The following is an 11686-nucleotide window of genomic DNA, read 5'->3' on the forward strand; positions in this document are numbered from 1 at the left end:
AGGAGGCCCCAATGGCGAAACGCAAACCTGTTTGTCTGGCCCTGCAAGGGGGCGGATCGCACGGTGCCTTCCAATGGGGCGTCCTTGACCGTCTGTTCGAAGACGACCGCATAGAGGTGACAGCTGTGACAGCCGCCTCTGCGGGGGCCATGAATGCCGCCGCGCTTGTGACGGGTCTGGAAAAGGGTGGCAATGAAGGGGCGCGGATCGCGCTGGATCACCTGTGGCACGAGGTCAACCAGTCCGGAGGTCGCAACGTCTTCGGCTCTAGCGGTCAGTGGCTACAGAGCCTGACCAAACAATGGGTCTCCGATAATCCGCTGTGGCAGGCTGGACAGACGCTGGCCATGTCCATGAGCCCCTATGCTTTCAACCCGTTCAACCTCAACCCGCTGAAGCGTGTGGTCGAGTCAGCGGTCGATTTCGCGGCGGTCAGAGCTTCATCTGTCCAAATGCACATTTCAGCCACGGCGGTGCAGAGCGGCAAATCTCGCATCTTCGAAACCAAGGAAATCTCGCCCGAAGTACTGATGGCGAGCGCCTGCCTGCCTCATATGTTTCAAGCCGTCCGCATTGATGGGGAGGACTATTGGGATGGCGGCTATCTGGCTAATCCGGCGCTTTATCCCCTGTTCGAAGACAAGCAGCCTCACGACATTCTGCTTCTACCTTTGAACCCGTTCCGACGGGACGACACGCCACAGCAGTCGGCAGAGATCATGGATCGTCTGAACGAAATTCTGTTCAACGCCCCATTGGTGGCAGAGCTGCGCTCCATCGCCTTCGTCCAGCGACTGATCGAAGAAGGCCGCCTTCAACGCGGGGAAGGCTGGGGCGAGATCAGGCTGCACGCCATTCCGGCAGACCAGTGGCTGGGCGATTTGTCGCTGGCTTCCAAGCTGGATACCGAATGGCGCTTCCTCACAACCCTGAAAGACAAGGGTCGCGAGGCGGCTAATCAGTGGCTTGAAGGCTGCTTTGCTCGCGTGGGCAAGTCGACGACAATAGATCTTCAGGCTGAGTTTCTTTAGCCCACAAACCCTGCAGCACGCTTGAGGCGGTCATTGATCGCCTCGCCCAGCCCGTCATTTGGAACAGGTGTTACGGCGATACCCTTGGGATGGGTCCGGTCCGCTTCGCGCAGCAGGCGGAACAGGTTGGCCGCCGCTTCCCGAAGGTTTCCGGTGGGACTAAGACTCCAACGGGGATCACCCACGCCCTCGCCAAAGCCCAATAGAAGTTCGCCTTCGGCTGGCTGCTCGACATTGATCCTGACGGGGGCGTCGGGTGCATAGTGAAGCGCCATGCGGCCGGGAGATCGATGCCCCTCCTCCGCTCGCTCGGCCAAGGGGCCGACGATCTCTTCCAACTCGCGACGCGTGACCGACCCCGGACGTAGCAAGGCAACCTGCCCGCCCAGCACCGACACCACCGTGCTCTCTACGCCCACGGCGCACGGACCACCGTCGATAGCCGCACCGGTCGCTAATCCCGTCTCTTCAACCGCATCGGCATAGGTTGTCGGGCTGGGGCGCCCTGAACGATTTGCAGACGGAGCAACGACCGCACCGCCGAACGCTGCGATAACTTCGCGCGCCTTTGCATGCCCCGGAACGCGGATGGCCACACTGTCCAGACCCGCTCGCGCAAGATCACACACCGCGAACCGATTCTTGATCGGTGCCACGATCGTCAGCGGTCCGGGCCAAAATGCCTCGGCCAAGGCGCGCGAGCGATCATCAAAAATGGCCACCTTCTCGGCGGCGGCACTGTCCGCCACATGCGCGATCAGAGGATTGAAACGGGGACGACCCTTGGCTTCAAAAATGGCCGCCACAGCCTCGGGGTTCGATGCGTCCGCGCCCAGCCCATACACAGTCTCTGTCGGCAAAATTACCAGTTTGCCCGCTCGCAAAGCGTCAGCGGCTGTGGCAACTGCATCTTTCTGCGGGGTCACTATCATAAACAGACTTTCTTTACGCGGCGGCACTTGCGCACACTTACACCGCGCTGGGCAAAATCTCGACTAAAGTCCAACCGGACTTGCGCAAAGGTCGAGGAAGTTCGACACATCCCCGCATCAGATTAGAGGAATTACGATGACTTATCGCGCTCCGGTTCGAGACATTGCCTTCGCCTTGGAAGCCGTTGCGGGCATTAGCGATGTGGCGGCCACGGGGGCATTCCCCGACTATGACGCCGACGTCTCTGCTGCTGTGCTGGAAGCTGCCGCACTATTCTCCGAAGAAGTGCTGGCTCCGCTTAACCGCGTGGGCGACCTGAATCCGGCCACCATCGTGGACGGCAACGTCACTGCATCGCCGGGCTTCGCCGACGCCTATCGTCAGTTCGCAGCCGGTGGCTGGACCTCGCTGTCGGCATCGACCGAAGCCGGTGGTCAGGCGCTTCCTAAGGCGCTGGAACTGGCCTCGTACGAGACCGTGCACTCGGCCAACATGGCGTTCGGCCTGTGCCCGATGCTGTCGCTGGCGGCTATCGAAGCCCTTGAAGCTGTCGGCACCGACTTCCAGAAGCATACCTATTTGCCCAAGCTGGTTTCGGGCGAATGGACCGGCGCGATGGTTCTGACCGAGCCGAGCGCAGGTTCGGACCTCGGCGCACTGGTTGCCACCGCGACCCCGACCGAAGACGGCAAATATCTGCTGAACGGCCAGAAGATCTTCATCACCTGGGGTGATCACGACGCGACGGACAACATCGTCCACCTCGTTCTGGCCCGCTTGCCGGGTGCGCCTTCAGGTCCGAAGGGCATCTCGCTCTTCCTCGCCTCGAAATTCCACCTCGACGCAGACGGCAACGTCACCACCGAGCGCAACAGCTTCGCGCCGGTCGGTCTGGAGCACAAGCTGGGCATCCACGGCAGCCCGACCTGCGTCATGCAGTATGACAACGCTGTCGCCGAGCTGGTTGGCCGTACGAACGAGGGCCTTGCCCACATGTTCGTCATGATGAACGCTGCCCGTCTGGCCGTTGGCGTTGAAGGCGTCGGCATTGCCGAGCGCGCATACCAACACGCTCTCGCCTACGCTCTGGAACGCCGTCAGGGCACCAGCGTCTGGACCGGTGAGCGTAACGCACCGCTGTTCGACCTTCCCGACGTGCGCCGCATGCTGGTCACCATGAAAGCCAAGACCTCGGCTGCCCGCGCCATCTGCCTGTCGACGGGCGTTGCTGCCGATCTGGCTCGCCACGCTGCGACCGAAGAAGAGCGCAAAATCTGGAAGGGTCGCGAAGACCTGTTCACCCCGATCGCCAAAGCATGGTCGACCGACGTCGGCTGTGAAGTCGCTTCGCTGGGCGTCCAGGTCCACGGCGGCATGGGCTTCATCGAGGAAACCGGCGCGGCACAATACTATCGCGACGCCCGCATCACCCCCATCTACGAAGGTACCAACGGCATTCAGGCCATGGACCTCGTTGGCCGCAAGCTGTCGATGGACAACGGTGAATCGGCCAAGCGCCTGATCGAAGAAATGAAGACGACTCTGCACCAGCTGTCGTCGATCTACTCGGGCAAGCCGGTCGAGCGTTTCGCGAACGCTATCGAGTCGGTCGAAGATGCCACCCTATGGCTGCTGGATGCCAAGCAGGACAAGGCTCGCGCTGCCGACGTACTGGCGGGTGCCGATGCCTATCTGAAGCTGCTGGGCGACGTTGTCGGCGGCTGGATGCTGGCCAAGGGCGCTCTGGCAGCCAAGGCCAAGCTGGACGCCAATGACGGCGATGCGGCATGGCTGCAAGGCAAGCTGGACCTCTACGAAGTCTACGCTGCCAACGTTCTGGGTCACGTCTCCAGCCGTCTGGCTGGCGTCGGCCAAGGCGGCGAGCTGCTGAACAAATTGACGGTTGAAGCACTGGCTGGCTAATCAGCCAAGCCGCGCTTCCTAAGAAGGAACGCCCCTTGCATCATGGCATGCAGGGGGCGTTTTTCATGTCCGGTTTAGGGAATAGCCCACTCTCTCGACGGCTCGCCCTCCGACGTGAGAGATTGGGCCGAGGGGGATTCGATCTAATGACGCTTTCAGTTCTGGCCGGTGCGATGCTGTTCGCTGCCTCGATTCAGGTAGGCGAGCCCACTGTCGAAGTGGTCGCGGTCCCGCAGGTGCCAGTCAGGATCACAAATCCCGTGTGGCACACCGCGCCGACAGTTGAACCCTCTGACTATCCCATTTTGGCAAACCATCTGGGCATGTCGGGGCGGGTCGATGTCGAATGCCAGATCAGCGCAGAGGGCGTGCCCGCTTGTGAAGCGGTAAAAGCCATCCCTGAAGGCCTAGGATTCGAGGCGGCGGCAGTCGCCATTGTCGAGCGAGGCCGTCTAACCCCGCGACGGGTTGATGGCGTGGCGACCGACGGACAGCTGAAGGTGTCGGTCCCCTTCATTCCCGAGCCTGTCGATCCCCCACCCTCGATCTGGATGGGACCGCCGCCGAGCAATGCAAATCTGCTGGCCGGCATGGTGGCCGCACAGTCGCTAGCGCGGGATCGTAACGCGGCATCCGACTTTGACTGGGGCCTGCACCAACTGCCACCTGAGCGCGCGATGAAAGTTCAGGCTTGGATCGCCGAAATGTATATCGGGCGCACCAACGCGAAGCTGCTGGCCAAAGGGATCGCTATGGTGCTGGCCAAACGCGGCGAGACTTCGGTGCCGGCCCAGAAGCCTGCAGACTGGGACGACTGGGTTCGGGAGATGGATCAGGCGGTCGCCAGCATCTATTCCCCCGAAACCAACTTCGCCCCGCTGAGAGTGCGTGTCTGCGAGACCTACGACTGCGGTTCTTCGTACGTGATCCGCTGAGCGTCCATCAGCGCCAGTGTCTCGCGGACATATTGGGCATGGGCCACCACGCCCAGTTCGATGCCCTCACCGTCACCTTGAACTTCCTTGATCAGGATGCCGGCAATAAAGGGGTGGTCCGGCACAGGAACGTCCGGACGACGTGTGGCCGCCGGCACCCAAAATACAGGGCCGCCAGAGTTTCCCTGCGAGACGTTAAAGTCCAACAGGAAGGTCGCAAAATGCTGCACCGGCGTTAGCGGCCACGATGCAATGCGCCCCGAGCGTAGGATGGGAAAACCGGCACGGTTCGCAGACAGGCCGTGCGGATAGCCCAGAGCGAACAACTCGTCGCCTGGCCCCATGCGCCATTGGTCAAAGGTTTGGGAATCGCCCAGCCAGCCGACCGGAATGGCGGCACGGGCAAACGCCTCCGGCGCTTCGATCTCGATGACAGCGACGTCCTGATCCGGATGCTTGGTCCACAGGGGCGTGCCGTCTTCCGCGCGGATCGGGAACTCCTGAGGGGCGTAGCGCCAATTCCCGTCCGCCTCGGCCACCCGCCATCCTGCACGCGCCTGGGCGTTGGGCATGACACTGAACACGTGATCAGCCGTGACCAAGACCACACGAGGAGAGCCGTCAGGGCGCGGTGCCTCGATCAGAAATCCCGTCCCGACTTTGCGTCGCCCCCCGCCAATCGACTGGTCGATCTGGATCGTCGCGCTGATCAGGCCGAGGGTCATGTCCCACTCGGCAGCAGGCGACTGGGCAACGGGCGGTTCGGGGGGATATGCGTCGAGGACCATGATCGACATTTGACCTTATGACGCGACCGGCACAAGGTCCGTTTCACAAGTTCACTGGGAGGCAGGGTCTATGAATCGCCGCGAGCTACTCGCTACCACCGTCGCCGGCCTTGTGGCCGCGACACCTGCCCTCGCCTACCCGTCGATTACCCAGACTACCGGAGCCCGAATGCCTCGCCCTGTACCGCCCGTTGCCAAGAAAGTCCCTGTCACCATCGAACAGCTGGGTCGCACCCGCACCGATGAATATCAGTGGATGAAGGACGACAACTGGCAGGCCGTTCTGCGTGATCCGAAACTGATCAAACAGGACGTCAAAGAGCATCTCAACGAAGAGAACGCCTATCGCGAAGCCATGATGGCCTCGACCACCACGCTTCAGGCCCAGATGTTCGAGGAGATGAAGGGCCGCATCAAGGAAGACGACGCCTCGGTCCCGTCCGCTGATGGTCCGTGGGAATACTACACCCGCTATAATGTGGGTGATCAGCACCCACTGTACTGCCGCCGCCCGCGTGGCCGCACCGACGGCGAAGAAATCCTGCTGGACGCCAACAAACTGGCCGAGGGCAAGGCCTATTCCGAAGTCGGCGATACCGAGGTCAGCCCAGATCACAGCCTGTTCGCCTATTCCGAGGATGCCCAAGGCTCCGAAGTCTACAAAATCTACGTGAAGGACCTCGCTACCGGTCAGGTCCTGCCGGATGTCATCGACTCCGCAACGGGCGACTTCACCTTCTCGCCGGACAGCCAGTGGATCTTCTGGACCAATCGCAACGACAACGGCCGTCCTGACAAGATTTTCCGCCGACCGGCCAAAGGCGGAGAAACGACCCTCGTTTATGAGGAAGAGGACGAGGGCATGTTCCTCGGCTTCGGCCGTACTTCGGACGATGCCTTCATGCTGGTGACAATCGCCAATCAGGAAACTTCAGAATCGCGTCTGATCCCGGGCACCAACCCCACCGCAACGCCGGTGGTCGTAGAGCCGCGCGTAGAGGCCCGCCTCTATTCGATGGATCACTGGGGCGACCGCTGGGTAATCCGTACCAACGCTGACGACGCCATCGACTTCAAAATCGTCGAAGCCCCGACAAACGCCCCCGCCAAGGCCAACTGGACGGACCTCGTTCCCCATACGCCGGGTCGGTACATCGAAGGCTTCTCGCTGACGAAGGACTTTGTCTCGCGTCAGGAACGCTCGGACGCCAACACCAGGATCGTCATTCGCGACCGCGCGGGTTCAGAGCACGAGATCGCCGTGGACGAGCCGGCCTACAGCCTGTCGCTGGCAGGCGCGTCGGAATTCGACACTACGGTTATCCGCTACACCTACAATTCCATGTCCACGCCGACCTCGGTTTACGACTATGACCAGAAGACCCGCGAGCGCACCCTGCGCAAGGTTCAGGAAGTGCCGTCGGGTCATAACCCCGCCGATTACATCGTCGAACGCCTGAACGCTCCGGCTGCCGACGGAGAACTGGTCCCCGTCTCCATCCTGCGCCACAAGGACACGCCCGCGGACGGCAGCGCGCCTGTGCTGCTGTACGGCTATGGCTCCTACGGTATGTCGATGCCTGCGGGCTTCTCGACCAACCGTCTGTCGTTGGTGGATCGCGGCTTCATCTATGCCATCGCCCACATTCGCGGTGGTGCGGACAAGGGCTGGAACTGGTTCCTGAACGCCCGCCGCTTCACCAAGAAGAACACCTTCACCGACTTCATCGCGGCCGCCGATCACCTGATCGACAAAGACTATGCCCGCGCAGGCCACATCGTGGCCGAGGGCCGCTCGGCTGGTGGTCTGCTGATGGGGGCCGTCACCAATATGCGCCCCGAACTGTGGGCAGGCATCATCAGCGGTGTACCGTTCGTGGACCTGATCAACACCATGAGCGACACCTCCCTGCCCCTCACCCCGCCGGAATGGCCGGAATGGGGTAATCCCCTCGAGGACGCCGAAGCTTACGACTACATGTGGTCGTACAGCCCATACGATCAGATTTCGGCCAATGCGTACCCCGCGGTACTGGCGACCGGCGGTCTGTCCGACCCCCGCGTGACCTATTGGGAACCGCAGAAGTGGGTCGCCCGTCTGCGCGACCACACCACCTCGACCAATCCCGTCCTGCTGAAGATCAATATGGAGGCGGGCCACTTCGCCTCGTCGGGTCGCTTCGACTATCTGAAGGATATCGCGCTGGATTACGCCTTCGCGATCTGGGCCGTGAACAAGGGCTGGGAAAAAGACTTCGCCTGATGCATGAGTTCATTATTCGTGAGGCGGTGGAAGACGACTTCCTCGCCATCACGCAAATCTATGCCAGATGGGTCAACGAAGCCTGCGGCACTTTCGAATTGGTCCCCCCGACCGAAAACGAGATGAAAGCCCGCTTTGCTTATGTGCGGGCGCTGGGCATGCCCTATCTGGTTGCCGAGAAAGACGGTCAGGTCATGGGCTATGCCTATGCCGGTCCGTTCCGCGCCCGCGAGGCCTATCGTTACATGGCCGAGGATTCGATTTATCTCGATCCGGAAGCCAAGGGCATGGGCGTCGGCGGCGCTCTTCTCGACCGACTGATTCACGAATGCGAAGGAAAAGGCGTCCGCCAGATGGTCGCGGTCATCGGCGATTCCGAAAATGAGTCGTCAATCGCGCTGCATCGCTCACGGGGATTCGCGGATTCCGGCCGATTCACATCTGCTGGATGGAAGTTGGACGGATGGCGCGACGTTATTTTCATGCAGCTCTCACTCGGGGCCGGAGACACCACGCCGCCGGATGGCCCAGCGCTTCTGCTCAGTGACAAGGGACGATAAAGGCCGGATTTGCGGGCTTTTGCGGGGGCGGCAACGTCCCCGTCTTCGTATCTAACAAGGTTCTGAATTCGCTATCCATTTCGCAAATTGCCGTATTTTTTCAGGGCTCTGCATTTTTTCCGTTGACCCGAAACGAAGCCCCACCTAAACACCACCTCGTTCCCGCCGGACACGGCGCGAACGGGACCAAGCGGGTGTAGCTCAGTTGGTTAGAGTGCCGGCCTGTCACGCCGGAGGTCGCGGGTTCGAGCCCCGTCACTCGCGCCACTCCCCTTCTTTAAGAAGTACGGAGTGGCGCATACCGCTCTTGGTCCGAAACGCTTTCCTGAAAATAGAAACAAACCGCCCAGCGCCCTCGTGCGCCTGTTGTTGTTTCAAGCTGGCGTTAGTTGACTTTTAACCAGAACACTTACAGAACATTCGGCAACGGTTCACGCCTTGTTCTGAAAGCGCTCTGACATGCTCACCAAGAAGCAGCACGAACTCCTGATGTTCATCCACGAACGCATCAAGGAAACCGGTGTGTCGCCTTCTTTCGACGAGATGAAGGAAGCGCTGGATCTGGCATCGAAGTCGGGCATCCACCGCCTGATCACCGCTCTTGAGGAACGTGGCTTCATTCGCCGACTGGCGCACCGCGCCCGCGCTCTCGAAGTTGTCAAAATGCCGGAACAGGCCACGGCTGCTGCACCCGCCAAGGGCCGCGCACCGTTCAAGCCTGATGTCATCGAAGGTGGCGGCCGGAACCGCGCCGTGCCTCAAGCGGCGAACGACGTGCGCGAACTGCCGCTGCTGGGCAAGATCGCCGCCGGTACGCCGATTGCCGCCATTCAGCACGAACAGGACCGCTTTTTCGTTCCCGAATCCATGCTGGGCTCCGGAGAGCACTACCTGCTGGAGATCGAGGGCGATTCCATGATCGAAGCGGGCATCTTCGATGGCGACACCGTCGTCATTAAACGCACCAACAACGCCAATAACGGCGAAATCGTCGTCGCTCTGGTCGAAGGCGAAGAGGCTACCCTCAAGCGTCTGCGCCGCAAGGGTCAGTCGATTGCACTAGAACCGGCCAACCGCGCCTATGAGACCCGCATCTTCGGTCCGGATCAGGTCGAGGTTCAGGGCAAGCTGGTCGGCCTGCTGCGCCGCTATCACTGATAGTCGGGGTCGCCCCAGCGTGACCAAGGCCTGACCCCGCGCGTGTCCCGCACCCATTTGGCACGCCAACCCGAGGGGTCGCGCCAAAGTTGGACGGCTCCGCCTTCAGCGAAGTCATGACCGTCCAGCACCAGACGATTGCTACAGGCCGCAGGTAAATCCGCCACGACCGACCTGACGGCAACGACTTCCGCGGCCATGCACATAGCCTCCAGCTTGTCGGTTGCCGGCACCGCCCTTCCCCACCACAGCGCTATAAGGGCGATGCCTTCGGATTGGTGACAATGCGTTCTCCCGCATGTCCAGTCGGACTTGTCGCGCTGCTGAACTTCCAAATTCCATCGCTGCGCCCAGATCTGCGATGCGAATGCCCTGACATGACGAAAAACTGTCGCCTGCTGGCCTTCAACCCATGCGGCATTGGTGGCGGCCTCGCCTATCCAGATCGATGGAGGTTCAGGTCGCGGCCACAACAAAACCGCGCATGCCATGGGTAGTCCAAGCAGTCGCAGCCATCCGCGCCATAGGCACATGAACAGAACGCCGATGAAGGCGACCGGAAGGGCTATAGCGGGTGCACTGGCCATGGTCTGAACAGCTCCGGGCAAGGAGGCAGCCCAATGCCCGACCGCCAACATGGCCTCCACGCCCACGCCTGCAACCCAGAGGAACGGTCCGCCAAGCCCGAATGGCTCCAACACCGCACCCAAGGCCAGCGCCGGAAGCATGATCAAATCCGCCAACGGCGCGCTGGCCATATTCGCAACCAGTCCATAGACGCTGGTGCGGTTGAAGTGATGCATCACGAAAGGCCCCGTCGCGAGCCCCGCCACCAGGCTTGCTGCGATCGCTGTGCCACCCCACGAAAGTGCCCGTTGGAGCGCGGCTATCGGCCATGGCGTGTTGATCTCGCGTATCCGTCTTGGCCAAATCTCGGCTAGCGCCACCAGAGCAGCCGTTGCTGCAAACGACATTTGGAAGCCGGGCGTGATCACCGCTTCGGGTTGCAACAAGAGAACGACGAAAGCGGCCGTCGCCAGCGCCCGCATGCTGATGGCTTTTCTGTTCAGCAGGATGGCACCGAAGGCAATCGCTGCTGTCACCGCCGCCCTTTCGGCCGGAGCCGGTGCACCGGACAGCAACAGATAGGCCCCGACCGCCAGCAAGCCCGCCACGGCTGCAATCTTCTTTCCGGACGCCCTTAACGCCAGCCACGGCACCAGAGCCACTAGCAGGCGTATCAGGAAGAATACAAATCCCCCAACCACCGCCATGTGCAGGCCCGAGATCGACAGGATGTGCGCCAGTCCCGAATCCCGCATCGCCTGGAGGTCGTCTGCACCGATCCAAGTCTCGTGGCCCGTGACCATTGCGGCGGCAATGCCGCCTCTTTGTTCGCCCAGCCGCGCTACCAACCTTTCGGCCAACGCGAACCGGATCGCATTGATGCGCATTTCCTGCCGCACTGCGTAGGGTGGCTCGGCAAGATCGGCAGATCGCGCCTCCGTCAGACCGAACAATACGCCGCCCATACTCTCGAACCATGCCCCTCGCCCGAAGTCGTAGCTGCCCGGACTGGCCGGGGCGGGCGGAGGGTTCAAAAGCCCGAATATCGTCACCGCCTCACCCGGTCGCGGGGGCTCGCCTTTGACAGTGGCGCGGACGCGATGCGGAACCTGCTCTGGCTCCAGTCCGCGAATCCGAACCGGTGCCAGAATCACGCGATGACCTCTCGCCCCCGGAGAATCGACATCGATTACATACGCTTCGACCAAAGTCGGTTTGCCCATAGACGGCGCAATGGGCGCAGCAACTGCATCGGAACGCGCCTTGGCCGTGGCTAGTCCTCCAGCCATGCAGGCGAGCATGAGCAACGGCAAAGTTACCGATCTGGCCGCACCTCGGACACGCGAAAATCCCCACGTTAAAAGGCTTAGGGCCGCAAATATAAGCAGCGGCCAAAGGGGTGGCTCTGTCCGAAACCAGAAATAACTGGCACAACCTGCACCAAAGCAGACGGCGCTCCACAGTGGCCAGCGGTCACTTTGGGCCATCCATTCGTGCTTAAGGCGAGAACGGAAACCGTCGATCAACT

The 11686-nt window shown here is 61.4% G+C and carries 9 protein-coding genes and 1 tRNA gene; 7 read left to right on the forward strand and 3 right to left on the reverse strand.

The features are described from left to right. Window positions 1-11 precede the first annotated feature (11 nt). Window positions 12-1031, forward strand: a complete 1020-nt coding sequence (locus tag LOX95_RS06095; protein WP_242913567.1) for a patatin-like phospholipase family protein — start codon at window positions 12-14, stop codon at window positions 1029-1031. On the opposite strand, the gene LOX95_RS06100 is transcribed toward LOX95_RS06095, so the two are convergent. Continuing rightward, window positions 1028-1963 carry an L-threonylcarbamoyladenylate synthase gene (locus LOX95_RS06100; RefSeq protein ID WP_242913568.1) on the reverse strand — a complete coding sequence of 312 codons (936 nt, stop codon included), beginning with the start codon at window positions 1961-1963 and terminating at the stop codon, window positions 1028-1030. The genes LOX95_RS06095 and LOX95_RS06100 overlap by 4 nt on opposite strands. Window positions 1964-2099: 136 nt before the next feature. On the opposite strand from LOX95_RS06100, the gene LOX95_RS06105 reads away from it, so the two are divergent. Continuing rightward, window positions 2100-3887 (forward strand): acyl-CoA dehydrogenase, encoded by a 1788-nt coding sequence (locus LOX95_RS06105; protein ID WP_242913569.1) that lies wholly within the window; start codon window positions 2100-2102, stop codon window positions 3885-3887. 146 nt (window positions 3888-4033) lie between these two features. After that, window positions 4034-4822 carry an energy transducer TonB gene (locus LOX95_RS06110; RefSeq protein WP_242913570.1) on the forward strand — a complete coding sequence of 263 codons (789 nt, stop codon included), beginning with the start codon at window positions 4034-4036 and terminating at the stop codon, window positions 4820-4822. Here LOX95_RS06110 and LOX95_RS06115 read toward each other — a convergent pair. Then, window positions 4789-5610: a trypsin-like serine peptidase gene (locus tag LOX95_RS06115; protein ID WP_242913571.1), complete on the reverse strand. Its 822-nt coding sequence runs from the start codon at window positions 5608-5610 to the stop codon at window positions 4789-4791. The genes LOX95_RS06110 and LOX95_RS06115 overlap by 34 nt on opposite strands. Before the next feature lie 70 nt (window positions 5611-5680). Here LOX95_RS06115 and LOX95_RS06120 point away from each other — a divergent pair, with 70 nt between their 5' ends. The 4 genes from LOX95_RS06120 to lexA all read left to right on the forward strand — a co-directional run bounded on the left by LOX95_RS06120 (window position 5681) and on the right by lexA (window position 9591). Beyond that, window positions 5681-7873: a S9 family peptidase gene (locus tag LOX95_RS06120; RefSeq protein WP_242913572.1), complete on the forward strand. Its 2193-nt coding sequence runs from the start codon at window positions 5681-5683 to the stop codon at window positions 7871-7873. Between the two features lie 26 nt (window positions 7874-7899). Continuing rightward, window positions 7900-8433, forward strand: a complete 534-nt coding sequence (locus LOX95_RS06125) for a GNAT family N-acetyltransferase (protein WP_345791437.1) — start codon at window positions 7900-7902, stop codon at window positions 8431-8433. Between the two features lie 190 nt (window positions 8434-8623). After that, window positions 8624-8700 (forward strand) — tRNA-Asp (locus tag LOX95_RS06130). 192 nt (window positions 8701-8892) lie between these two features. Further along, window positions 8893-9591 (forward strand): transcriptional repressor LexA, encoded by a 699-nt coding sequence (lexA, locus tag LOX95_RS06135; protein WP_242913574.1) that lies wholly within the window; start codon window positions 8893-8895, stop codon window positions 9589-9591. On the opposite strand, the gene LOX95_RS06140 is transcribed toward lexA, so the two are convergent. Next, window positions 9585-11645, reverse strand: coding sequence for a ComEC/Rec2 family competence protein (locus LOX95_RS06140; RefSeq protein ID WP_242913621.1), 2061 nt, complete (start codon window positions 11643-11645; stop codon window positions 9585-9587). The genes lexA and LOX95_RS06140 overlap by 7 nt on opposite strands. Window positions 11646-11686: the final 41 nt, after the last annotated feature.

It is taken from the genome of Brevundimonas pishanensis (genome assembly GCF_022750635.1).
In the GTDB taxonomy this organism is placed as follows: domain Bacteria; phylum Pseudomonadota; class Alphaproteobacteria; order Caulobacterales; family Caulobacteraceae; genus Brevundimonas; species Brevundimonas pishanensis.

Coding starts and splice junctions, on each gene's coding strand:
- LOX95_RS06095 (WP_242913567.1), top strand. CDS start 12: ATGGCGAAACGCAAACCTGTTTGTCTGGCCCTGCAAGGGGGCGGATCG.
- LOX95_RS06100 (WP_242913568.1), bottom strand. CDS start 1,963: ATGATAGTGACCCCGCAGAAAGATGCAGTTGCCACAGCCGCTGACGCT.
- LOX95_RS06105 (WP_242913569.1), top strand. CDS start 2,100: ATGACTTATCGCGCTCCGGTTCGAGACATTGCCTTCGCCTTGGAAGCC.
- LOX95_RS06110 (WP_242913570.1), top strand. CDS start 4,034: ATGACGCTTTCAGTTCTGGCCGGTGCGATGCTGTTCGCTGCCTCGATT.
- LOX95_RS06115 (WP_242913571.1), bottom strand. CDS start 5,610: ATGGTCCTCGACGCATATCCCCCCGAACCGCCCGTTGCCCAGTCGCCT.
- LOX95_RS06120 (WP_242913572.1), top strand. CDS start 5,681: ATGAATCGCCGCGAGCTACTCGCTACCACCGTCGCCGGCCTTGTGGCC.
- lexA (WP_242913574.1), top strand. CDS start 8,893: ATGCTCACCAAGAAGCAGCACGAACTCCTGATGTTCATCCACGAACGC.
- LOX95_RS06140 (WP_242913621.1), bottom strand. CDS start 11,645: ATGGCCCAAAGTGACCGCTGGCCACTGTGGAGCGCCGTCTGCTTTGGT.